The following is a 22,993-nucleotide window of genomic DNA, read 5'->3' as shown; positions in this document are numbered from 1 at the left end:
CGGCCCGGCGGTGCCCCGGGAGGCGGCCACACGGCATACGTCGGCGGGAAACCCGGCGAGTCGCGGGCGCGGGTGCGGGATCATGGAGACGTGCCTCTCAACCACACGTTCGACCCGCTCGCGTCCCGTCGCACGGACGACGATCCGCCGCTCGACGTGTTCGTCTGGGGCACTGTCTTCCTCGACATGATCTTCGCCGGGCTGCCCAGCGCACCCAAGCCGGGCACCGAGGTGTGGGCCGAGGGGCTCGCGTCGTGCCCGGGCGGCATCGCCAACCTCGCCGTCGCCACCCGCCGGCTCGGGCTGCGCACCGGCCTCGCGGCCGCGTTCAGCGACGACGACTACGGCGACTTCTGCTGGCGCACCCTCGCGGAGCAGGAGGGCATCGACCTCGCGCGCAGCCGCCGCTTCGCCGACTGGCACAGCCCCGTCACCGTCTCGATGTCGGTCGACCGGGACCGCAGCATGGTCTCGCACGGGCACCCCTCGCCCGTCCCCGCGAGCGAGCTCATCGGGACGCCCCCGCGGTCGCGCGCCGTCATGGTCGACCTCGGCGAGGACGAGGCCTTCGGCGCGGACGGCCCCACGTGGGTCGACCGGGCCCGCGACAACGGGGCGCTCGTCTTCGCCGACGTCGGCTGGGACCCCAAGGAGCAGTGGTCGCCCCACGTTCTCGACCGGCTCGAGCGCTGCGACGTCTTCATGCCGAACGCCGTCGAGGCGATGGCCTACACCGGCACCGGCTCCCCGGTCGAAGCCGTCTACGCCCTCGCCGACCGGGTGCCCGTCGCGATCGTCACCGACGGCGCCGACGGGGCGCTCGGCATCGACGCCCGCACCGGCGAGGAGGCGCGCGTCCCGTCGCTCCGCGTCCAGGAGGTCGACCCCACCGGGGCCGGCGACGTCTTCGGGGCAGCCCTGCTCGTCGGCACCCTCGCCGAGTGGCCGCTCGAGCAGCGGATGACCTTCGCGAGCCTCTGCGCCGGCCTCGCGCTCCAGCAGTACGGCGGCTCGCTCGCGGCACCCGGCTGGGGCGACCTCGCCGACTGGTGGACCGCGCTCGTCTCCGACACGAGCGGCGACGCGTACCACCGCTCCCTCCGCCGGCGCTTCGGCTTCCTCGACGAGATCGTGCCGCGCGTGCCCGTCATGGCCTGCCGCCGGGCGACCGCGACGATCGCCAAGCGCGCCGACGTGCAGGACCTCGACTGACCCTCAGCCCTGGTGGGGAAAACGTGGCCGCGGACCGGCATCAGGAGGCCGCGCCACCGAAGAGCTCGGAGAGGTCGAGCGAGGCCACGTGCTGCTTGGAGGCGAGGGAGACGTACGTCCGCGTGAGCACATCCTTGCCGAACCCCAGGACGGTGCTCAGCAGACCGATCGCCTCGGCCAGCTCGTCGGGTGGCGAGGCTGCGACCACCCGTCGCCACATCGCCTCCTCCAAGGCGTTGAAGGCGACCTGGACCTCAGAGATGTCGAAGCCGTGGTTGAAGCGCTCGACCGCGATCTGCTCGACGTGCTGGCTCAGGTCGCCCAGCTGGCGGGTGCCGATGGCACCGACCACGAGGTGGAAGAGCTCGGCCAGGCGTTGCCGGGTGAGCGCCTCCCCCGCGAGCTCGTAGTGCGTGACCTGCGAGCGCTGCAGCGCGGAGTAGGCCTCGTCGAGCACACCCTCCTCGACGGTCAGAAGCAGTGCATCCAGGTCCATGTGCCGACACCTCGCCTTCTCCTGTCATCGTGGCACGGTCCGGGTCCCCCACCGCCAGATGGTGGCATTGCCCACGGAGCTGCTCGCGCGTGAGCCGGATCGGGGTGCAAGGGTCCGACCGTGACCGGCGGTCAACGGGCACGATGGTGACGTGCCCGAACTGCCCGAGCTGCCCGCCGACGTCAGCGACCTCGCGGCCCTCGACCTCCATGCCGCGCAGGTGCAGGACTGGTCGATCGCCGGCGACTCGTTCTCGTGGACCCTCCTCGCCGGTGACACCGACCGTGGCCACGAGCTGGCCACGCTCACGTACGTCGGCGCCGTCGTGCTCCACACCAACCGGCGCGACCTCGACCGCGCCGTCGCCGCCGCCGCTGAGGTCGAGCGCTCCGAGGTCGTGCCCACCGAGGACGGCGGGTTCGAGCACCACGTCACGCTCGTGCCTGCCTACCCGCTCGTCATCCGCTTCTGGAGCGTCGAGGTGCGCCGGATGCCGGCCCCCGACCACCTCCGCAGGGTGCGCTGAGCGGACTGCCGGCCGCACGGCATACGCCACGGGTGGCGTCGGCACCATCGACGGCCGGGCCCCGGGGTGCCATGGTGAGTGCATGGAGAAGTCGTCCTTGACCGCCCTCGCCCGGGAGCTGATCGAGCACGCCACGACGACCTCGAGCGGTCGCGGCGCCGACACGGTCTACGGCGGCCACGAGCACGTGCTGCGCCAGACCGTCGTCGCGCTGGCTGCAGGTCGGTCGATGACCGAGCACGAGAACCCCGGTGAGGCGACGGTGCAGGTGTTGCGCGGACGGGTGCGCATCAGCACGGCCGACGCGGCCTGGGAGGGCGCGCCGGGTGACCTGCTCGTCGTCCCGCAGGCTCGCCACTCGCTCGAGGCGCTCGAAGACTCTGCCGTGCTGCTCACGGTCGCCAAGCTGCCCTGACCCGGGCTGCACGGCATACGCCGTCGGTCGCCGCTACGCATCGGTGGCGCGGTGGATCATCGGCACCAGGCGCCGGCGATCCACCGCACTCAGTCGCCGGCGATGCCGGTGCGCTCGACGCCCTCGACGATCCAGCGCTGGAGGAAGAGGAACATCAGCAGCAGCGGCACGATCGCGACGAGGGCCGCCATGAAGAGCTGGCTGACCTGGACCGACTGCGCCGTGAGGAAGGTCGAGAGCGCGATCTGCACGGTCCACGACTCCTGGTCGCGGCCGATGACGAGCGGCCAGAGGAAGGCGTTCCACGAGCCGATGAAGGTGATCGTGCCGATGGCCGCGACGAAGCCCATCGAGTTGGGGACGACGATCTTCCAGAAGGTGCCCCAGTAGCCGAGGCCGTCGATGAAGGCCGCCTCCTCGATCTCCTTGGGGAAGCCGAGGAAGAACTGCCGGAAGAGGAACGTCGCGAGCGCCTGGAAGAGGCCCGGGATGATGAGGCCGCGCAGCGTCGAGATCCAGCCGAGCGTCGAGACGAGCACGAAGCTGGGCACGAACGTCACGGCTGCGGGGATGAGGAGCGTCGCGGTGATCGTGTAGAAGACGGCGTTGGACCAGCGGTAGGGGATGCGGGCCAGGCCGTAGCCGGCGAGGCCCGAGACGACGAGCACGCCGACCGTCTGGGTCACCGCGATGAGGCCCGAGTTGAGCAGGCTGCGCGCCATCGGGATCGCCGGGTTGTCGAAGAGGCCGGTGAGGTTGGAGGTCTCCCAGACCGGCGGCAGCCAGTGGAAGTCGGGCGACCCGAGGTCCTGCTCGCGCATGAACGCGCTGCGCACGAGCAGGTAGAAGGGGACGAGGAAGAGCAGCGCCGCCGCGACGAGGGCGCTGTAGCGGGCCCACCCGGTGATCCGCGACTGCCGCTTGCTCCGGACGATCGCCATCAGTCGCCCCTGTCGCCGAGTCGGAGGATGCGGCCCTGCACTACCGCGACGATCGCGATGATGAGGGTGAGGATGACGGCGCCCGCGGACCCGTGGCCGAAGTCCTGGCCCGAGCCGAGCGCCGTGTAGTAGAGGTAGACGAGCGGCGGTCGCGCGTAGGGCGGGTAGGTGCCGAACGTCGACAGGATGTTGTAGAACTCGTCGAACGCCTGGAACGCGTTGATGAGCAGGAGCAGCAGCACCGCCGTCGACGTGGCGCGCAGTTGCGGCAGGGTGATGTGGCGGAAGACCTTCCACCCCTCGGCGCCGTCGATCGCGGCCGCCTCGTAGAGCGTCGGGCTGATCCGCTGGATGCCGGCGAGGAAGAGGATCATGTAGAAGCCGACCTGCAGCCAGAGCCGTGCCGTGACGATGACGAGCCAGTACCACGGCGGCTCGGCGAGGCTCAGCCACGGGATCGAGTCGATGCCGAACCAGCCGAGCACCGCGTTCGCGAGACCCGAGCGGATGCCGCTGAAGATCGACATCTTCCAGACGAGCGCCGCGACGACGTAGGAGCACGCCGTCGGCAGGAAGAAGACCGACCGGAAGAACGACTGCATGACGCGGGTGCGCGCGACGAGCAGGGCCGCGCCGAGCGAGATGACGAACGTCGTCGGCACGATGAAGACGGCGAAGGCGAGGAAGGTCAGCAGGCTGTTGCGGAACGCCGGGTCGCGCAGCATGTCGACGTAGTTGCCGACGCCGACGAACGTCGTGGGCGTGACCGTGTTGTACGACTCGAAGAACGACAGGTAGATCGACCAGGCGATCGGGACGTAGACGAAGACGACCAGCCCGATGACGAACGGCCCGACGAAGACCCAGAACCACAGGTTGCGGTCCTGGCGCCCGCGCAGGCGGCGACCGAGCGACGGCCTCGGTGACCCGGCTGGTCGAGATCCCGTCGCCCGCTCGGCCGCCTCCCGCTGCGCGGCGCTGTCGTATGCCGCCGGGTCGGCCTGCGCTGTCAGGCGAGGACCCGCTTCAGCTCGGCGTCGGCCACCGTCTTGACCTTGGCGATCTCGCCGGCCGGGTCGGCGCCCTCCTTGACGATGCGGTTCATCGCGTCACCGAAGGCCGTGGCGCACTTGGGCGTCCACAGGATCGGGCTCTGCGCGTGGCCGACGTCGGTGGCGAGCTTGGCCGCCTCGGCCGCCTGCCCTTCCTTCAGGGTCGTCGCCTGGCTGATGAGGCTCGTCCGGGACGGGATGTGGAAGCCGTAGGCCGTCGCGAAGTCGAGCTGGTAGGCGGTCTGGTCGATCCACAGCCACTTGGCGAACTTCTTGGCCGCCTCGACGTCCTTGCTCTTGGCGCTGACGCACGAGCCGTAGGCGCCGACGGGCACCGAGGCCTTGCCGCTGCCGTCGAGGGCGGGCCAGGCCATGACGCCGAAGTCGTCGCCGAGGCCCTTCTTGAGGTCGGGGAAGGTCCACAGGCCGGTGAACTGCATCGCGGTGAGGCCGGCGGTGAGGGCGGACGGGTCGAACCAGTCCTTGGGCGCCCCGAGGAGCAGCACCTTGGCGTCCCACATCTCGCGGAGCTTGCCGAGGGCGGTCGCGGCCCGCGGGTCGTCGAAGCCGAACTGGTTGTCCGCGGTGAGGTAGTCGAGCCCCGCCGACCACAGCATCGGGCCGCCCATGAGGCCGGCACCGCCGTCGTTGCCGAGGAAGAGACCCTTGACGTTGCCCTGCGTCAGCTTCTTCGCCGCGGCGATGAGCTCGTCGATGGTCTGGGGCGGGGCGATGCCGGCCTTGTCGAGCAGCGACTTCCGGTAGACGAGCAGCTGCATGTCGACGACCTGCGGGATGGCATACGTCTTGCCCTCGTAGGTCATCCGCTCGAGGATGCTCGGGTTGAAGTCGGACTTCGTGTCTCCGACGAGGTCGGTGAGGTCGACGACCTGGCCGCCCTTGATCATGTCGATCGTCGGGCCGTTGCCGTACTCGAAGACGTCGGGCCCGGCGTCGGTGAGCAGTGAGGCGGCCGTGGACTGGTCGTAGTCGCCGGGCTTCCAGCCGACCTTGACGGTCGCGTCCTTGTAGGCGGCGGCGTACCTCTCGACGGCCTGCTGCGTGCCGGCCTCGCCGTACTGGTGGTACCACTGGTTCAGCGTGGCGCCGCTGCCACCGCCGGTCGCCCCGCCGGTGGCTGCCGGCTCGCGTCCGGTGTTGCTGCCGCACGCGGCGAGCACACCCGTCACGGCGGCGGCACCACCGAGCGCGAAGAGCGAGCGCCGGCTGAGGTGGCTTCCGAGGGCCTGGCCGATCCCGCGGCCGATCTCCTTGTCTGACATGAGGTTCCCCTGCGTCCTTCCTGCCCGGGTGTGCGGGCACCGTTCACCACGACGGGCGGTCGGCCAGTCTGCTCGACCTCGCCCACCCGGCGATCGTATGCCCGTTACCTCCGCGTATGCCGGATGGGCCACTCCCCGACGCCGGCGCGGTTCAGATGGTGGCCGGGGAGTTGAGCGGGTTGTCGCTCAGGGTCTCAGGGGCCGTCTGGAGCAGCTGCTCGACGAGGAGCAGAGTCTGCTCGTCCTCGAGCGTCATGCGGCGGCCGAAGTGGCCACGGGCCAGGGCCACGCCCGCACCGACGCGCAGGATGCTCGACCGGACGTCGGTCCGTGTGTCGGGGTCCATGCGTTCGAGCAGGCGCGTCACGGAGAGCAGGCCCGAGACGACGGGACGGCCGTCGAGCTCGAACTCGTCGAAGAGCCACCGGCGCTCGGCTGCGGCCGTGCCCAGCAGCTCACGCCCGGGACCGGTGCTGCGCAGGGCTGCGTCGGTGACGGCGTCCCAGAAGGCGCCGCGCTCGTCGTCGTCGAAGCGGACCCGGCCGGCGAGGGCGCTCAGCACCCACACGGGCGCGAGTCGCAGCGTGAACCACTCCTGGTCCGACCACTGCTCACGCCACTGCGTCACGTCCGCGCCCCACCTCTCGTCCGAAGGGACACGACCAGAGTACGGCCGGTCCGGGCCGGGGGTCGTGGAGTCCTCCCGGCACCACGTGCCGGAAGGACTCCACGACCGGCCTGTCAGGTGCTCTCAGGCAGGTCCGGTCAGGGGCATCCGGCGGGCGGCGACGACAGGGCGCAGGACGGCCTCGACCGCGGGCGTGCAGAACCAGCGCCGGAGGCAGCCGTCGGCGAGGACGTCGGCGAGGGCACCGAGCACCATCGACTGGTCGAGCGAGAGATGCCGTCCGGCGTGCCGGCCGGTACGCGTGTCGACGGCGTCGATGAAGCCGCCCGGACCGTAGGCGCCGAGGTCGCGCTCGATGCGCGCGAGGTTGTCCGCCGCCGCGTCGGGCTCGACCATGAGTGCCATCGCCGACGCGTGCGGCGTGACGACGACCTCGCCGTCCCGCTCGCTCGGGTAGCCCTCCGCCTCCGACGCGATCGGTGGGACGCCGAACACCGAGTAGCCCTCGCCGGGGCAGGCCGACGGGCTGAATCCCCAGTAGTCGTAGTCCTTCTCGTCGAGCGCGTACTCCCGCTGCAGCGCCACGTGCGCGCCTCGTTGACGCCCCACGTGTCGGGTGCCCACGTCGACTCGGGGACGAAGATCGTCGGCATGAGCGCCTCGAACATCGACCCGCCGAACGTCGGCACGACGTCGCGGCCGCGGTAGTGGCGCACCCTGGTGTCGAGCGAGGCGTAGTGCTCGGGCGGGATCTGGCCGTGGGCGATGCCGACGTAGCTCGCGATGCGAGGCTCGGAGTCGAGCAGGTCGTAGTGGTGCACGGTGTGGAGCACCTCCGCGTGCCCGGGCACGAACGCGGCCCGACGCGTCGGCCGGAACGGGTCGTCGACCCAGAAGCCTCCGGTCAGCCGTCCACCGGGTCCACTCGGCCCGGCTGCGGCGTCGTGGAAGGCGCCGAAGTCCGTCCGGTGCAGCTCGGTGTGCGCCTCGGGCGCCACTGCGGGCTCGGCTGCCGCGGCCACCATGAGCCCGGCCGCGAGCCAGCCGTTGTCGACGCTGGAGAGGAACTGCTGGATCTCGTGACCGCTGTCGGGCATCTGCCGCAGCAGGGCGCCCGAGCGGTCGTAGCCGCTGCGGGTCGCGGGGTCGAGCGAGGCGGCGATGCTGTCGGTCGGCAGGCCGGTGCCGGGGTCGGTCATGGCCTCGAAGGAGCGCCAGGTGTCGGCGGCCCAGCGGAGCAGGAGGGTGCGGTCAGGCATACGGAGATCCTTGGGTCCTGGGGCGGAGACGGTGGCAACGGTCCGACGGACCGCCGCGAACCGGCATACGGGATCGGGGTGAGCGTGCCGAGGTGCGTCGTGGCGGTCGATGGGGCCGCCGAGGAGCACGGGGAGCGGAAGGCGTCAGTCGCTGACGACGGAGGTCTGGTCCCAGTCGCAGCCGCACGAGCCACGGACGACCATGCGGGTGGGCAGGACCTGGGGGTGCACGTCGAACGTGCGACCGGAGATGCGCTCGTGGAGCCGGATCGCGGCCCACCGTCCGAGCTCGCGCATCGGCTGCTGCACCGTCGTCAGGCCGGGGGCGAGGTAGCGCGAGGTCATGATGTCGTCGAAGCCGACCACCGCGATGTCGTCCGGCACGCGCCGGCCCTCGCGGCCCAGCAGCACCATCGTCGCGAGCGCGAGCTCGTCGTTGGCACAGACGAGCCCGTCGATCTCGGCTCCCGCCGCCTCGGCCTCGCGCAGCCCCTCCATGACACGACGGCCCGACGTCTCCTCGTACTGCACCCGGATCGGACCGGCCACCTCGGCCCCGCGTTTGCGCGTCAGGGCGTGCTGGAAGCCGCGGTAGCGCTCCGAGACGTCGTGAGAGGTGTCGGGGTCGCCGACGAAGACGAGCCGGGTGCGGTCGTGCTCGAGCAGGTGCCGGGTCAGCTCGGCCGAGCTGATGAAGTTCTCGACCTGCACCGAGTCGCAGCCCTCGATGGCGTCGCGCGCGACGAGCACCGTCGGGGTGGAGCGCACGATCTGGCGCACCATCGTGTCGCTGATCGTGTCGTTGGCGATGACGATGCCGTCGACCCGGCCGAGGATCTTGCGTACCGAGGCCTCGGCGTCCTTCGACGCGTCGCACACGACGACGACGACCGACTGCCCCTCGCGCGCGGCCGTGGACTCGAAGCCCGACAGCAGCTCGGAGTAGTAGGGCCCGCGCAGGCCCGGCAGGACGAGGCCGTGCGTCTCGTGGGACGGCACGTCGACGGGTCGGCCGGCGCGCAGCGGGACGTACTCGAGGTCCTCGACGGCCCGCAGCACCCGCTGCCGGGTCATCGCCGACGCCGGGGTCGACCCGCTCAGCACGCGCGAGACGGTGGCGATGGACACGCCGGCCCGCTCGGCCACGGTGTAGATCGTGACCGGTCGCGCGTCGTCGTGCTCAGTGGACACCCAGGCTCCCTCTCCCGGGGTCAACTGTGCACGGCGCCGCCACGCTTCACAAGCCGGACGCAGACCGCCTCGGCGTCACCTTCGCCGACNGGGGTGGTCCGGGGCTCCCTCCCGGACCACCCCGCCGCGACGTGCAGGAGGTCCTCCCGACCGGCGCGTCAGAACGGGTTGGGGATCGCATCGAGCAGGCTGCGCGTGTAGTCGTCCTTGGGGGCACGGATGACTCCGAGGGTCGGCCCCTTCTCGACGACCTTGCCGCCGTTGAGGACGATGACCTCGTCGGAGAGCATGCGGGCGCTGAGCAGGTCGTGGGTGATGTAGAGGATGCTGACGTCGTTCTCCTTGACCAGGTCGTTGAGCAGCTCGAGGATCTCGGCACGGATCGACACGTCGAGGCTGGAGATCGGCTCGTCGGCGACGATGATCTCGGGCTCGACGGCGAGCGCCTTCGCGATGATGACGCGCTGGCGCTGGCCACCGGACAGCTCGTAGCCGTAGCGGTTGATGAACCGCTCGGCCGGCGTCAGGGCGACCCGTTCCAGCAGCTCCTTGACCCGCTCGCGCAGCTCCTCACCCTTCAGTCCCTGGTAGTTGACCAGCGGGCGGGACAGGACGTAGCCGAGTCGCTTGGCCGGGTTGATCGAGCTGTACGGGTCCTGGAAGACCATCTGGACGTCGCTGCGATAGGCGCGCAGGGCCCTGCCCTTGAATCCCGAGACGAGCCGGTCGCCGTCCGGGCCGTGGAACACGATGCGGCCCTGAGTCGGGGTCTCCACGCCGGTGATCATCTTGGCCAGGGTCGACTTTCCGCTGCCGCTCTGCCCCACGAGCGCCGTCACCTCGCCCCGCCGCAGCTCGAAGCTGACATCACTGACGGCTTGCGTGCGTGTGACGGTGAGCCCCCGACGGCGCTCGAAGACCTTCGAGACGTTCTCGACCGAGAGCACGACCTCGTTGGTCAGGGCGCTCCGGGACTCGTCGGCGGTCTTGACGAACTGCGGTCCCTCGAACCCGCGCTTCGGCTCCCCGAACGTCTCGGCGCCGTCCTCTGCGCGCTGGAGCACGGCGACGTGGCACGCCGCGCGCCCACCGTTCAGCGGCACGAGCGGCGGGTCCTCCTCCAGACAGACCTGGATCCGCTCTGGGCATCTCGGAGCGAAGCTGCATCCGACCATGGAGCGGCTGAGGTCCGGCGGCCGACCCGGGACGTACGTGATCTTGACGATCTCGTCGCGTGGGTCGCCGTACGACCCGAGCAGACCCTTCGTGTACGGGTGCAGGGGTTCGCGTAGCAGCGCGCCGGCGCTCTGGTCCTCGACGATGCGGCCGGCATACATCACGAGGATGCGGTCCGAGAGGTCGAGCACGGTGCCGATGTCGTGGCTGATGAACAGGACCGCGAAGCCCTGCTCGGCCTGCAGGCGCCGGACGTTCTCGAGGATCGAGTGCTGCACGACGACATCGAGCCCGGTGGTGGGCTCGTCGAGCAGGATGAACTTCGGGTCCAGCGCCAGAGCCAGCGCGAGGTTGACCCGTTGGCGCATGCCCCCGGAGAGCTCGTGCGGGAAGGCGGTCATGAACTTCGGGTCGATGATGACCATGTCGAAGAGCTCACGGATGCGTCGTGTCACCGCCTCGCCGCGCAGGGACGAGTGCTGCTCGATGGCGTCACGGAACTGGCCCTCCACCCGGACGACGGGGTTGAGCGAGTTCATGCTGCTCTGGAAGACCGTCGAGAGGTCACGCCAGCGCAGCGAGCGCAGCTCGTCCTCCGGGAGGTCCGTGATGTCGGTCCCGTTGAACTCGATCGAGCCACCGCTGATGCGACCGGGCCGCTGCAGCAGGCGCAGCACTGCGGTGCCCAGGGTCGTCTTGCCCGAGCCGGACTCGCCGATGAGTCCGACGAACTCGCCCGGTTCGATCGAGAAGGTGACCCCTTGGACGGCGTCGAGGGGCCGGGAGGCCTTGGGCTCGTAGCGGACGCTGAGGTCGCGGACGTCGAGGAGTGTCATGCGTCCTCCCGGAGGTGGGGGTTGCTCAGCAGGTCGACGCCGAAGTTGATGAACGTCGTCGCAGTCATGAGGATGGCGAGAACGAGGCCTGGCACGAAGACCCACAGCCACAGTCCCTGGGCGATGGCCCCCTGCGCGTTGGACTGGTAGAGCATGGTGCCCCACGAGACGCTCCGGCTGTCACCGAGGCCGAGGGCCGCGAGGCCCGCCTCGGCGGCGATGGCACCGGTCGCGGCACCGACGAAGCTCGCCAGCACGAGTGAGCTCATGTTGGGCATGATCTCCCGGAAGACGATGCGCCACGTTCCCTCGCCCGAGAACTTCGCCGCGGTGACGAAGTCGCGGTTGCGCAACGTGATGATCTGGGAGCGCTTCGCACGGGCCGCTCCGGCCCAGGAGGTGATCGCGACGACGCCCACGATGAGCCAGAGTCCGCGCACCTCCGAGTAGGCGACGAGGGTGATGATGAGCGGGAAGACGGGGATGACCAGGAAGACGTTGGTCAGGAAGGACAGCCCGTCGTCGAGCAGAGTGCCCTCCGCGTAACCCGAGATGAGGCCGATGAAGGTGGCGATCACGGTGGCGAAGAGACCGCCGAAGAGCCCGACCAGCAAGGAGATCCGGGTGCCGTAGATCAGCTGAGACGCGATGTCCTGGCCGCTCGTCGTCGTGCCCAGCCAGTTGGTAGAGCTCGGGCCGGCGAGCGGCTCGAACGAGCCGTCGAGCGGGTCGTGGGGGGCGATCAGGGGGGCGAAGACGGCCACGAGCACGTAGATCGCGAGGATGATGACGCCGACCCGGGCCTTCCTGCTGCTCCAGATCACCTGCCACCACCGGTCAGGTGTCTCGGCGTCGCTGACCTGCTCGACGGCGAGCTCCTGGCCGGCCTCCCCCGCGGCCATGAATTCCTCGCCCGGGGTCGGTACGGGGGTGGTGTTGGCGTTCATCATTCAGCCCTCCTTGCTCGTGGGTCGAGCACGCCGTAGAGCAGGTCTGCGGCGAGGTTGGCGACGAGCACGCCGACCGTGGTCAGGAGCATGAGCGCCTGCAACAACGGGTAGTCCTTCTGCTCGACGGCCTCACCCATGAGACGTCCGAGGCCGGGGTAGTCGAAGACCGTCTCGACGAGGATCGCCCCGCCCAGCACGCCGCCGAGTGCGAGCGCGAAGCCGGTGACGCTGGGCAGCAAGGCGTTTCGCGCGGCGTACTTCAGGGCGACGTCGCGGTCGGGGAGTCCCTTGGCCTTGGCGAGCCGGATGTAGTCCTCGCCGAGGTTCATGATCATCGTGTTGCGCATGCCGAGGATCCAGCCGATCGGTGTGACGATGAGCAGGGCGAACGCCGGCAGGAACGAGTGCGAGATCGCCTCCTGGATGAACGGCCAGTTCCAGCCCGGGGTCGCCTCCTCGTAGCCGCCCGACGTCGGGAACCAGCCGAGGCTGTAGCCGAAGACGTAGAGCAGCAGCAGGCTGACCCAGAACACCTGGAGGGTGCCGAGGAAGGTCGACCCGAGCGTCACCACCGAGTCGAAGCGCGAGTTGCGCCGCCACGCGGCATACGCCCCGAGCACGACCCCACCGACGAACGAGAGCACCTGGGCGACCGTCACGAGCACGATCGTCCACCAGAACGCCTGGGCGATGACCTCTGTCACCGGGAACGGGTAGTAGGTGTAGGAGAGACCGAAGTTGCCGTGGATGAGCTCGCCCAGATACGAGAGGTACTGGTGCCACAGCGAATCCGTCGGCGTGCCGAGCATGGCCCGCATCGCCTCGACCTGGGCCTGGTCCAGGGCGGCGTCCTTGCCGGCCATCCGCTTCACCATGATCTCCGCCGGGTCACCGGGCTGCAGTCGTGGGATGAGGAAGTTCAGGGTGACGACCGCCCAGAGGGTGGCCAGGAAGAAGCCGAACTTCCGCGCGAAGTACGTCATGCGGGCCTCCCTGCCCGAGCCGGGGCGACCTTGGCGGCCGCCCCGACTGAGATGGAGATGGTCACTTCGGGGCGGTGAGGTGGGTCAGCATGAGGAGCTTGTCGTCCTGCGGGTTCGCATACGGGTCCTGCTCGCTCGGCCAGCCGACCGCCTTGTCCGTGCGGTAGATGACGCGGGCCGGGGCGTAGATCAGCGACGTGACCGGGTACTGCGTCATCATCGTGTCGACCAGGGGCGCGAGATCGGTCTTCTGGCTCTCCCGGTCCGTGTCGCCGGCGAGCTTCGTGACCGCCGCGTCGACCGCCGGGTCCTTGAAGCGCTGGACGTTGGGCAGCACCTCGGTCTTCGTCGGGATCTGGGTGCTCGAGAGCTTGGTGCCGAGGTTCTTGGCGAGCTCGCAACCACCGTGCAGGTACTCGATCATCAGCTGGTAGTCGCCGGTCTTCTTCTGACCGTCCACCGAGTCCGGTGCGGAAGCGGTGACCTTGGACGTGATGCCGAGGTCGTTCAGCCCCTTGACCGCCACGTCGGCGACGGCCTGGTAGTCGATCCAGCCGGCCTGTACCGAGAAGTTGACCGCGAGCGGCGAGCCGTCCGGGTTCGTGCGCTTGCCGTCGGGCCCCTTCTTGTAGCCCGCGGCGTCGAGCAGCTCGCCCGCCTTCGCGAGGTCGTACGGCATGACGGTGTCCTTGCCGGCGTACTGCGCAGGGAGCAGCTTGTCCATGGACGGCAGCTTGAGGCCGGTCTGGCTCGCCGGCTTCATGACGCCGTAGGTGGCCTTGAGCGACATCTCCTGCTTGTTCATGGCGTAGGAGATGGCCTCGCGGAACTTGGCGTCGTTGAACGGCGGCTTCTCGTTGTTGCCCGTGAGCACCGACATCCCGTTGGGCGCGTAGTAGAAGTGGTTGTTCTTGGGGTCCGCGCTGACGAAGGTCTTCTCCGGGTTGGGGATCTCACCGAAGTAGGCGTCGAGCTGACCGGACCGCAGCTTGAGAGCCGCCTGCGAGGCGTCGTACTGGCCCTCGAGGACGAGCTTCTTCACCTTGATCTTGTCGGCCTGCCAGTAGTCCGGCCGGCGCTCGAGGACGAGCTGGCGGCCGTTGAAGCTGCCCACCTTGAAGGGGCCGGTGGACACCGGCGTCTTGTCGACGTACTTGGTCGGGTCGCCGACCTTGGAGTAGATGTGCTCGGGCAGGATCTTCGACGCGATGATCCCGTCGTACTTGGGGGCGGCGTTCCCGGAGAAGGCGAAGACGACCTTGTTGCCCTCCGCCGTCACGCTGGTGGCCGGCGCACCGAAGGTCGACGTCCAGACACCGGGCTTGTCGAGCGCCGGATACTGCTTCATGAGGTTGAAGGTGAAGGCGACGTCCTTGGCGGTGAACGGCTGGCCGTCGGTCCACTTGACACCCTGCCGGATGTCGAAGGTGAGCTTCTCGCCGCCCTCCCAGGTGGCCTTCTCGGCCAGCCACGGAGTCTCCTCGCAGGTGAGCGCGTTGCGCACGATGAGCTGCTCGTAGAGCCACGTCGTCGTCAGTGGCTTCGGTGCGTAGGGGTTGTAGTTCGCGAGGCTGCCGACGGACGCGTCTGCCTCCGAAGGGAACGTCAGCTGGGCGATCATCCCGCCGGCGCCGGCTGCGCCGTCGCTCTCCTTCTGTTTCGCACTGCCGGCACAGCCGGTCAGGGCCAGGGCGGCGGTGAGGCCGGTCACGATCAACAGGGGTTTCGTGCGAGTCAGCGTCATTGCAGACCTCCGTCAGTCCTTCATCAAGGGCGGGATTTCCGTCAGGTTATGGGCGCGCTCATGACGACTGTCAACGCTCTGGAGGCATGTAACTACTTTCATGGGGTCCTTTGTGCGTGCCCTGACTTTCATTTGTTTTCAAGGGGATTCGCTCTGGAGCGAAATCAGGCCCGCTGGTAGGAATGAAAGGTGCTCGACGACAACGCCGTCCTGACCGCCCCCACGGTCCTCACCCCGGAGGGCAGCTCCACGCTCTCCGCCGAGGTGCTCGACAACGGTGCCTTGCGCCGTCTCGAGGCCTTCGGCACCAGCCTGCTGCTGCACCCCGCGACCGTCGCAGAGGCGGGCCTGACGAACGTCCACCTGCGCGTGCACCGGCCGGACGGCATACGTCGTCGGGCCCTGCTGGGGCCCGGCAGCGGCTCGGTGGTCACCCCAGGCGACGGCTCCGTCACCGTCAGGGGCCGGCACGAGGGACTCGCCTACTCCCTCACCCTCCAGCTCGGTGACGGGTCACCGGCCACGCCGACGTGGCACTGGGACCTCGAGCTGACGAACACGACGGGCGAGCCCGTGACGGCCGACGCGCTCCTGACCCACGACCCCGCCCTCGCGCCCCTCGGCAACGTCCGCGTGAACGAGTACTACGTCAGCCAGTACCTCGACATCACCCCGGTCGCGACGGCCGACCACGGCACCGCGGTCGCGGTCCGTCAGAACATGCCCGGCGAGCGCGTGCCGTGGCTCATGGTCGGCACGGTCGGCACGGGCGCCGGCTGGGCGACCGACGCCCTCCAGCTCGTCGAGCGCACCGGGCGCGGCGTGGCCTGGCCCGGGCTCGACGCCCCGGAGCTGCCGAGCGCGCGCCTCCAGCACGAGCACTCGCTCATCGCCCTGCAGGACGCCCCGGCCCTCATCGCACCGGCCGACACCCACCGCACCGGCTTCTGGGGCATCGTCCTCGAGGACCATCCCGAGGCCACGTCCGACGCCGACGCCCGCTGGGCCGACGTCGCACTGGCCGCCACTCCGACCCCGTGGGCGCCGGCGGGCGACGGCGCCCACGGCCGGCGGGGCGCGGGTGACGGGGCGGGTGACAGGGCGGGTGACAGGGCCGACGCCGCGACCCCTGCGACCCTGTGGTCCTCCAGCCCCGGCTTCGCGTCGCGGCCCCTCGACCGCGCCGAGCTCGACGACGCCGGCCTGCTCGACGGTCGGACCCACGTCGAGTCGGCCGACGACGGCACCGAGCTCGCGTGGACCGTCCGCGGCGGCCAGCTCGTCACGCCCGCCAAGGAGCTCGCGGTCCTGCGCCCGCACGGGCACCTGCTCCGCACGGGCGACGCCTTCACCCCCGACTCGCGCTCCCTCGCGTCGACGGTCTGGATGGCCGGCACCTTCCACTCGCAGATCACCCGCGGGCACGTCGGACGCAACCCCGTCGTGACGGGTCGCCGCACCTACCTCGGCCTCCAGCGCGCCCACGGCCTCCGGCTCTTCGTCGAGGACGCCGACGGCACCTGGAGCCTTCTAGAGACGCCGAGCGCGTGGTTCACCGGGCTCGACCACTGCACGTGGTGGTATGCCGCCGCGTCCGGTCCCCTGCTCACCGTGACCTCGAGCGCCCCCGCCGACGAGCACGCCCTAACGCTGTCGGTCGGGCAGCGCGGCGCGGCCCCGCGCCGGGTGCTCCTCGCCATGCAGGTGGCCGACGACCTCTCCGAGGCACCCTCTGTGGCGACCGAGGGCGACCACGTCGAGGTCACGACGGCGCACGACCCGAGGCCGTGGCGCATCTCGTGGAGCGGCCCGGGCACGCCGCAGGTCGGCGACGCCCGGCTCCAGGCCGACGGCGTCGGGCGCGGCCCGGGCTGGGTCACCGTCCTGTTCGACCCGAGCGAGCAGCTCGAGGTCGTCGTCGGCTCCGCGCCGGGGGCCGGTGACGCGGCGGTCGGCGAGGTCGTCCCCACCGGCGAGCACCTCGGAGCGGCTTTCTGGGACAAGGCCGGCCACGCGGTCAGCCTCGACGGGTCATCGCTCGGCGACGCCGGGTCCCAGGCCGCGAACCTCTCCGCCGCTCTGCCGTGGTTCGCGCACAACGCCTTCGTCCACTACCTCTCGCCGCGCGGCCTCGAGCAGTTCTCCGGCGGCGCGTGGGGCACACGCGACGTCTGCCAGGGACCGGTCGGCCTGCTGACCGCGCTCGGTCGGCAGGACGCCGTCCGCGACGTGCTGCTGCGCGTCTTCCGCGCCCAGAACGCCCGCGGGGACTGGCCGCAGGCGTTCGAGTTCCTCCCCCCGCTACCCGAGACCGGCCAGCAGGACTCGCACGGCGACGTCGTCTTCTGGCCCGTCCTCGCGGCCGGCGACTACCTGCGCACGACCGGTGACGCGAGCCTCCTCGACGAGACGGTCGCGTTCGTCGGCGACGAGGCGCTCGGCGAGCCGGCGACCGTGGCCGAGCACCTGCGGCGTGCCGTGGCGCGCATCGCCGAGTGCACGGTCCCCGGGAGCCCGCTGCCGGCATACGGCCACGGCGACTGGAACGACTCGCTCCAGCCGGCCGACCCGCACCTCGCCGCCCACCTCGTCTCCACGTGGACGGCCGTGCTCCAGACGCAGTCGCTGCGCACCCTCGCCGAGGGGCTCCACGCGGTCGGTGCACCGGGCGGCACGACGGCGCTCGCCGCCGACGCGGACGAGCTCGCCGAGCGCACCCACGACGCCCTGCTCGACCAGCTCGCCGCCGACCCCGTGCTTCCCGGCTACCTGCTGCAGCACGAGGACGGCCGCCTCGAGCCGCTCGTCCACCCCACCGACGAGCGCACCGGCCTGCGCTACGGCGTGCTGCCCTGGATCCACGCGATCGGCGCCGACCTGCTGACGCCCGAGCAGGCCCGCCACCACCTCGACCTCATCGAGGAGCACCTCCTCGGGCCTGACGGCGCGCGTCTCTTCGACCGCCCGGTCAGCTACGTCGGCGGGCCGATGACGGTCTTCCAGCGCGCCGAGGCGAGCACCTTCTGGGGCCGCGAGATCGGCCTCATGTACATGCACGCCCACCTGCGCTACGCCGAGGCGCTGGCCCGCGTCGGTGACGGTGCCGCGCTGCTCAACGCCCTCGCCAAGGCGAGTCCCGTGGGGCTGGACTCGCTGGTGCCACAAGCCCGCCCGCGCCAGACGACGTGCTACTACTCGTCGTCCGACGGCGCCTTCACCGACCGCTACGACGCGTCCGAGCGGTATGCCGCCCTCATGGCCGGCGACGTGCCGCTCGAGGGCGGGTGGCGCGTCTACTCCTCCGGCCCCGGACTCGTGCTCCGCCTCGTCACCGAGGTGCTGCTCGGCATCCGGCAGCGCGGCGACGACGTCGAGATCGACCCGGTGCTGCCGCCGAACGGCGAGACGGGGGCGAGCGAGCTCACGGCCCGGTTGCCGCTCGCCGGCAGCGACCTCACGGTCCGCTACGTCGTCGGGCCCGTGGGCCACGGCGTCCGGCGGGTCTGCGTGGGTGGGCGCGAGCTGCGCCTGCGCCCGCTGACCAACCCCTACCGCCGGGCGGGAGCGGCCGTGCGGGCCGCCGACCTGCTCGCGGCCCCGGCGCCGGACGGCGACCACGGCACCCGGACCACCGAACCCACCATCGAGATTCTCGTGGAGACCCACTGACATGACTGACGTCACCGCCACGCCGCCCACCCAGCAGCGGCCGTGGCTCGATGCCACGCTGCCCGTCGAGGAGCGCATCGACCTCCTCATGACCGAGATGACCCTGGCCGAGAAGGTCGGCCAGACCCACCAGGTCGCCAACATCGACCCCGAGGCCGATGCCGGCGAGATCGCGGCCGGCCGGATCAGCTCGAGCCTCTACGCGTCCGGCCCGACCGGCGGCAACGAGCGCGACGAGGGCGTGCTCGTCGGCAACATCGACGCCGCCCAGCGCCACGCCGTCGAGGGCAGCCGCCTCGGCATCCCGCTGCTCTTCGGCCGCGACGTCATCCACGGCCACCGCACCGTCGCGCCGATCCCGCTCGGCATCGCCGCCTCCTTCGACCCCGACGTCGCCGAGGAGATCGGCGAGGTCGCGGCGCGCGAGGCCGTCGTCGACGGGGTGGCGTGGACCTTCACGCCGATGGTCGACATCTCCGAGGAGCCGCGCTGGGGCCGGGTCGCCGAGTCGCTCGGCGAGACGCCGGTGCTCTCGGGCCGCCTGGCCGCTTCGCTCGTCCGCGGCTTCCAGGGCGACGACCCGAGCGACCCCGACCGGCTGGCGGCGTGCGCCAAGCACTTCGTCGGCTACGGCCTCGCCGCCGGTGGCCGCGACTACGACACGGTCAGCGTCGGCGAGAACACCCTGCGCAACCTGCACCTGCGCCCGTTCCGCTCGGCCGTGGACGCCGGCGTCCTCACCGTCATGGCGGCCTTCAACGACGTAGACGGCATACCGATGCACGCCCACGAGCACCTCGTCCGCGAGGTCCTCAAGGGCGAGTGGGGCTTCGACGGTGTCGTCGTCGCCGACTGGAACGGCATCGGCCAGATCGTCTTCCAGGGCGTCGCCGCCGACAAGCGGGAGGCCGCTGCCCTCGCCATCCGGGCGGGCGTCGACCTCGACATGGTCAGCGGCGCCTACCTCGAGCACCTCGAGGGGCTCGTCGAGTCGGGAGAGGTCGACCTCGCGCTCGTCGATGATGCCGTCCGTCGCGTGCTGCGGCTCAAGTTCCGCCTCGGGCTCTTCGAGCGTCCGTATGCCGCCCGGCCGGGTGCCTCGAACGCGCCGACCTCCGGGAGCCGGGCCGTCGCCCTCCGTGCGGCCCGGGCGGCGCACGTGCTCGTCAAGAACGACGGCGTCCTGCCGCTCGGCGACGCCGCCGGACGCGTCCTGCTGTCAGGGCCCTTTGTCGACGACGGCGATGCACTGCTCGGCACGTGGGTCCTCGACGGCCGCGGCGAGGAGGTGGTGACCCCCGGGGCGGCCCTGCGCGAGCGCCTGGGCGACCGCGTCACGGTCGCCGACGGCCGCTTCCCCGACGTGACCCTGATGCAGGCGCGCGCGGCAGACACGTCGGTGCTGCTCCTCGGCGAGCACCGGTCCCGCTCCGGCGAGGCGCAGTCCGTCGTCGACATCGGCCTGCCTCCGGGCCAGCTCGAGCTGGTGCGCGCGGTGGCGGCGTTCGGCAAGCCGCTCGTCGCCGTCGTCTACACGGGCCGCCCGCTCGACCTCACCGAGCTGCTCGACCTCGCCGACGCGGTGCTCGTCGTGTGGCACCCCGGTGTCGAGGCCGGCACCGCCCTGGCCGACGTCCTGCTCGGCGACGCCGAGCCGCACGGCCGGCTCCCGATGACCTTCCCGCTCTCGACGGGCCACATCCCGACGAGCACGCACCAGCGGCCGACGGGCCGGCTCATCCGGGCCGAGGTCGACCACGAGGAGGGCCGCTACATCGACGCCCTCACCTACCCGCGGCTGCCCTTCGGCTTCGGCCTGTCCTACACGACCGTCGACTACGGGGCGCCGGGCCTGTCGTCGCCGACGATGACGACCGACGGGTCCACGACGCTCACCGTCACCGTCACCAACACCGGTGGGCGCCCCTGCCGCGAGGTGGTCCAGCTCTACTTCCGCGACCCCGTCGCCCAGGTGACCCGCCCCCTCGTCGAGCTCACCGACTGGGCGCTCGTCGACCTCGAGCCCGGCCAAGCACGCGAGGTCACCTTCGACGTGCAGGCCGAGCAGACGGCATACGCAGGCCCTGACCTCACGACGCGCGTCGACGAGGGCGAGATCGTCCTGCTCACCGGGCCCGACGTGGCCCGCCTCCAGCCCGTGTCCGTCACCATCACCTCCCCGAAGGCCTCCTCATGATCGAGACCGTCCACCGCCAGATCCGCATCGACGGCGAGCCCCGCATCGTCATGTCGGGCGAGGTGCACTACTTCCGCGTCGCGCGCGCGGAGTGGGGCCAGCGCCTCGACCTGCTCGTCGAGGCCGGCTGCGACACCGTCGCCTCCTACATCCCGTGGATCTTCCACGAGCTGCCCGACGGCAGCATCGACGTCACCGGCGAGACCCGGCCCGAGCGCGACATCGGGGCGTTCATCGACCTCGCCGCCGCGAAGGGCCTGCGCTTCATCGCCCGGCCCGGACCGTTCATCATGGCCGAGCTGAAGAACGAGGGCATCCCGTTCAGCGTCTACCGCGACCACCCCGAGGTCATCCCGGTCGGCTGGGACGGCGAGCAGGTCAGCTCGAGCACGGTCGACTACCTGGCGCCGGCGTTCCTGTCGGAGAGCGCGCGGTGGTTCGACGCGATCATGCCGGTGCTCGTGCCGCGGCTGCAGCCCAACGGGGGCCCGATCATCGGCGTCCAGCTCGACAACGAGGTCGGCATGCTCGCCTGGGTGACGAACTCGCCCGACCTCACCGACGGGCTCGTCGAGGCGTTCGGCGACTTCGTCCGCGAGCGTCACGGCGCCGACCAGCCGTATGCCGTCGCGCCGGGTGAGGTGGGCTGGGCGCAGGTCGTCCGCTCCCCCAAGGAGGAGTGGGCCGGAGCGCTCCGGCTCGACCTCGGCCTCTTCATGCGCCGCCGCTTCGCCGACTACGTCGCGGCGCTGCGCCGGATGTGCGAGGAGCGCGGCGTCGCGGGCGTGCCGTTCTTCGTCAACATCCACGGCACCGAGGGTGGCAACGGCGCGCCGTTCCCCATCGGCATCAGCCAGCTCGTCGACACGTATGCCGGCATCCCGGGGATGGTCTCGGGGTCCGACCACTACCTCGGCGAGGCCACGCTCGACACCATGACCGACCTCTACGTCATCAACGCCTACATGGCCGCGGTGCACGACGGCGACCAGCCGCTCACCTCGCTCGAGTTCGAGGCCGGGTCGGGTGACTACGGCGCCGGGGCCGAGATGCAGTACGACCCCTCGACGGCCGACCTCAAGACGCGTCTCTGCCTCGCCCAGGGCAACCGGCTCGTCAACTACTACCTCTTCGCCGGCGGCATCAACCCGCCACTCGACGAGCGCGTCGACGACGGCAACGACCGGATCAGCTTCACCGGCGAGCGCCACGGCACGGCCGCGCCCGTCGGGCCCGAGGGGCAGCGCGGGTACGCCTACGAGGCGACGCGGCAGGGAGTGCTGGCGGTCAAGGCCAACGAGCCGTGGCTCGCCCGCATGGACGAGGACCACGACGACCTCTCGCTGGGACTGGTGCTCGATGCGTACATGACGGAGTACCACCACCCGGGCTCCGAGCTCATGACCGAGGTCGTCGACGACCTGACGTCGCACCGCGGCGCCGGCGAGCGCAAGGCGCTGGCACGCTCACTCCTGCTCGGCGGGTTCCGTTACGGGGCAACGCATCTCGAGCGGCGCGACCCGAAGCCTGGCAGCACCGTGCTCGTCGGCACCGGGCGTTACCTGTCGAGAGTCGTCCAGGAGCGGCTCGTCGGTCACGTCAGCGCCGGCGGCAACGTCGTGCTCCTCGGCCGCGTCCCGGAGCGCGACCTGGACGGCTCGCCGTGCACGCTGCTGGCGGACGCCCTCGGGATCAGAGGCGGTGAGGTGGTGCGCGACACCGGCCACTACTACCCGTCGCTCGTCGCCCACGGGTGGGCGCAGCCGTGGCCCGAGATGCGGGCTGGTTGGGTGCAGGCTCTGTCGCACGAGCGTGGCGATGTCGTCCTGACGGACGTCTACGGCGCCGTGTGCGGCGTCGACGTGCCGCTCGGCGAGGGGCGGGCGATCGTCCTCGCGGCCCAGGTCCCCTCGGACCCGGTGCTCTTCGACCGGGCCCTCTCGAGCCTCGGGGTGACCCCTGGGCTGCGCCTCGAGACCCAGTGGCCGGGCGTCTTCGCCACGACGACGAGCACCGACGACGGCCAGCGGGCCCTGCACGTCATCAACACCTCGGGAGCACCGGCCACGGTGACGGTCGCCCTCGACGGCACCCCGATCGCGGTCGGCACCACCCTGCAGGTGCCGCCGCGGTCGGGGCACATCCTGCCCCTCGGCCTCGACGTCGCGGGGCGTCGTCTGGACTGGGCGTCCGCGGAGATCGCCGGCGTGGACGCGGACGGCACGGTGCACTTCCGCCCCGGCCTCGACGAGGACGGCGGCACGACGGTCATCGTCGACGGCCTGCCCGTGGAGCTGGCCCCGGGGGAGCACGCTCTGCGGCCCTGAAGTCAGAGGCACGAGAAACGGCCGGGGTCACGACAACACGTCGCACCCCGGCCGTTTCGCTGCTGAGCGATGGACTCCCTGCACGTAGCCCATACCCCCCAGATAGGG

17 protein-coding genes are annotated in these 22,993 nt (G+C 71.0%); 6 read left to right on the top strand and 11 right to left on the bottom strand.

Going from position 1 to position 22,993, the window contains the following annotated elements; translation table 11 throughout:
* Positions 1-90: 90 nt before the first annotated feature.
* A complete protein-coding gene (locus tag ASG96_RS19835; RefSeq protein WP_057589068.1) occupies positions 91-1,212 on the top strand; it encodes a carbohydrate kinase family protein in 1,122 nt (373 codons plus the stop codon).
* 40 nt (positions 1,213-1,252) lie between these two features.
* Here the strand turns inward: ASG96_RS19835 and ASG96_RS19830 are convergent, their stop codons facing one another.
* Positions 1,253-1,708 carry a hypothetical protein gene (locus ASG96_RS19830; RefSeq protein ID WP_056754852.1) on the bottom strand — a complete coding sequence of 152 codons (456 nt, stop codon included), beginning with the start codon at positions 1,706-1,708 and terminating at the stop codon, positions 1,253-1,255.
* A 151-nt stretch (positions 1,709-1,859) separates the two neighbouring features.
* Between ASG96_RS19830 and ASG96_RS19825 the strand changes: the two genes are divergently transcribed.
* Entirely contained in the window at positions 1,860-2,234 is a 375-nt protein-coding gene (locus tag ASG96_RS19825) for a hypothetical protein (protein WP_057589067.1), read from the top strand.
* A gap of 82 nt (positions 2,235-2,316) precedes the next feature.
* Entirely contained in the window at positions 2,317-2,649 is a 333-nt protein-coding gene (locus ASG96_RS19820; protein WP_056754846.1) for a cupin domain-containing protein, read from the top strand.
* A gap of 89 nt (positions 2,650-2,738) precedes the next feature.
* On the opposite strand, the gene ASG96_RS19815 is transcribed toward ASG96_RS19820, so the two are convergent.
* The 10 genes from ASG96_RS19815 to ASG96_RS19770 form a co-directional block, all read right to left on the bottom strand.
* The gene (locus ASG96_RS19815; protein WP_056754842.1) at positions 2,739-3,590 is read right to left on the bottom strand and encodes a carbohydrate ABC transporter permease; all 852 of its coding nucleotides are present in this window, start codon (positions 3,588-3,590) and stop codon (positions 2,739-2,741) included.
* Positions 3,590-4,315, bottom strand: a complete 726-nt coding sequence (locus ASG96_RS19810) for a carbohydrate ABC transporter permease (RefSeq protein WP_157611064.1) — start codon at positions 4,313-4,315, stop codon at positions 3,590-3,592. The genes ASG96_RS19815 and ASG96_RS19810 overlap by 1 nt, the downstream gene beginning before the upstream one ends.
* Positions 4,316-4,599: 284 nt before the next feature.
* A complete protein-coding gene (locus tag ASG96_RS19805; RefSeq protein ID WP_200962726.1) occupies positions 4,600-5,925 on the bottom strand; it encodes an ABC transporter substrate-binding protein in 1,326 nt (441 codons plus the stop codon).
* Positions 5,926-6,076: 151 nt separating this feature from the next.
* The gene (locus tag ASG96_RS19800) at positions 6,077-6,553 is read right to left on the bottom strand and encodes a hypothetical protein (RefSeq protein WP_056754836.1); all 477 of its coding nucleotides are present in this window, start codon (positions 6,551-6,553) and stop codon (positions 6,077-6,079) included.
* A 123-nt stretch (positions 6,554-6,676) separates the two neighbouring features.
* Entirely contained in the window at positions 6,677-7,162 is a 486-nt protein-coding gene (locus ASG96_RS23680; RefSeq protein WP_255359607.1) for a glucoamylase family protein, read from the bottom strand.
* A gap of 794 nt (positions 7,163-7,956) precedes the next feature.
* Complete coding sequence (locus tag ASG96_RS19790) at positions 7,957-9,003, bottom strand: LacI family DNA-binding transcriptional regulator (RefSeq protein ID WP_057589065.1); 1,047 nt, start codon at positions 9,001-9,003, stop codon at positions 7,957-7,959.
* Between the two features lie 158 nt (positions 9,004-9,161).
* Positions 9,162-11,015 carry an ABC transporter ATP-binding protein gene (locus ASG96_RS19785; protein WP_056754824.1) on the bottom strand — a complete coding sequence of 618 codons (1,854 nt, stop codon included), beginning with the start codon at positions 11,013-11,015 and terminating at the stop codon, positions 9,162-9,164.
* Complete coding sequence (locus ASG96_RS19780; RefSeq protein WP_235509237.1) at positions 11,012-11,962, bottom strand: ABC transporter permease; 951 nt, start codon at positions 11,960-11,962, stop codon at positions 11,012-11,014. Before ASG96_RS19780 ends, ASG96_RS19785 begins: the two co-directional genes overlap by 4 nt.
* Positions 11,962-12,948, bottom strand: coding sequence for an ABC transporter permease (locus ASG96_RS19775; RefSeq protein ID WP_056754821.1), 987 nt, complete (start codon positions 12,946-12,948; stop codon positions 11,962-11,964). Before ASG96_RS19775 ends, ASG96_RS19780 begins: the two co-directional genes overlap by 1 nt.
* A 61-nt stretch (positions 12,949-13,009) precedes the next feature.
* Entirely contained in the window at positions 13,010-14,692 is a 1,683-nt protein-coding gene (locus ASG96_RS19770) for an ABC transporter substrate-binding protein (RefSeq protein ID WP_057589064.1), read from the bottom strand.
* 189 nt (positions 14,693-14,881) lie between these two features.
* Between ASG96_RS19770 and ASG96_RS19765 the strand changes: the two genes are divergently transcribed.
* The 3 genes from ASG96_RS19765 to ASG96_RS19755 are packed head-to-tail and all read left to right on the top strand — an operon-like array spanning position 14,882 to position 22,885.
* The gene (locus ASG96_RS19765) at positions 14,882-18,361 is read left to right on the top strand and encodes a GH36-type glycosyl hydrolase domain-containing protein (RefSeq protein WP_057589063.1); all 3,480 of its coding nucleotides are present in this window, start codon (positions 14,882-14,884) and stop codon (positions 18,359-18,361) included.
* Position 18,362: 1 nt separating this feature from the next.
* The gene (locus tag ASG96_RS19760) at positions 18,363-20,558 is read left to right on the top strand and encodes a glycoside hydrolase family 3 N-terminal domain-containing protein (protein WP_057589062.1); all 2,196 of its coding nucleotides are present in this window, start codon (positions 18,363-18,365) and stop codon (positions 20,556-20,558) included.
* Positions 20,555-22,885, top strand: coding sequence for a beta-galactosidase (locus ASG96_RS19755; RefSeq protein WP_057589061.1), 2,331 nt, complete (start codon positions 20,555-20,557; stop codon positions 22,883-22,885). Before ASG96_RS19760 ends, ASG96_RS19755 begins: the two co-directional genes overlap by 4 nt.
* Positions 22,886-22,993 lie beyond the last annotated feature (108 nt).

Origin of the sequence: Terrabacter sp. Soil810 (genome assembly GCF_001429645.1) — a bacterium.
GTDB lineage: Bacteria > Actinomycetota > Actinomycetes > Actinomycetales > Dermatophilaceae > Terrabacter.
The sequence above is the reverse complement of the archived record's forward strand: the minus strand, read 5'-3'. Positions and strand labels throughout refer to the sequence as shown.